The 1,069-nt window shown below is 50.1% G+C and carries 2 protein-coding genes; both read left to right on the top strand.

The window, feature by feature from the left end:
- The coding region (locus V6D20_02420; GenBank protein HEY9814651.1) for a hypothetical protein at positions 1 to 306 on the top strand (306 nt) is incomplete at its 5' end.
- A partial coding sequence (locus tag V6D20_02415; GenBank protein ID HEY9814650.1) for a sugar phosphate nucleotidyltransferase occupies positions 291 to 1,069 on the top strand: 779 nt, incomplete at its 3' end. The genes V6D20_02420 and V6D20_02415, both read left to right, overlap by 16 nt.

The following is a 1,069-nucleotide window of genomic DNA, read 5'->3' as shown; positions in this document are numbered from 1 at the left end:
CGCTTTTCCAAAACTCTGTTTATTCCCCTGCAAACGACTCCAGCCCTGATCCACCTAGTGACCAGCCTGCAGCAAACCGTTCCCGTCTCCCTCACCGATTGCAATCAGCCTCACATTAGCCTACTGTATAAAACCGGTGTAGATGCAGCCACAATCGCTGCAACTCTCACCCTTCCCTTGACAACGGTAACGTTCAGCGAACTATGGGCGATCGCTGCGCCCCAGCAGTTCGAATGTCAAGAGGATGTACAGCAACTGCAGTGTCTATATCGGGGTCAATTGGGGGACGCATGGCAAAACGCGTGATTGGTTTAGTGCCCGCAGCGGGACAAGGCACCCGCATATCACCTTTACCGATGAGCAAGGAACTATTCCCCATTGGCTTTCAAACCATCGGCGATCGCCCCGGACTGCGCCCCAAGGTGGTCTGTCAGTACCTGTTGGAAAAAATGCGGCTAGCGGGAATTACAGAAGCTATCCTGATTCTGCGTCCTGGCAAGTGGGATATTCCTGCCTATTTGGGGGATGGGGCCCAACTGCAGATGCACCTGGCCTATCTCACCGTTCATGTGCCCTTTGGTGTACCGTTTAGCCTCAATCAAGCCTATCCATTTATTCAAGATGCGATCGTAGCCACTGGCTTTCCCGATATTTTATTTCATCCAGACCATGCCTATCAGGCACTGCTGAATCATTTGAACCATAGTGATGCCGACGTGGTGCTGGGGGTGTTTCCTACCGATCAACCTGAGAAAGTCGGTGTTGTTGATTGGGATGCTAGCAAGCGCGTCTCTCAAATTATTGAAAAATCGCCCCATACAACCCTGCGGTACATGTGGGCGATCGCTGTTTGGCAACCAAGATTCACGCACTTTTTACACAATTTTATTCAAGCGCGTCAACAAGAGTGGATTGGGGATCAAGTACCTCAACTGATGTCAACTATTCCATCACAGCCGGAAATCCCCATCGGTGATGTTATTCAAGCCGCTATTCATGCCGGACTACGTGTAGAAGCAGAAGTATTTGATGATGGTACATACCTTGATATTGGCACATCTGAGAATCT

It is taken from the genome of Candidatus Obscuribacterales bacterium, from assembly GCA_036703605.1.
Classification (GTDB): Bacteria; Cyanobacteriota; Cyanobacteriia; order RECH01; family RECH01; genus RECH01.
Note: the sequence above shows the minus strand (reverse complement) of the source record. Positions and strands in the feature narration are given on the sequence as shown.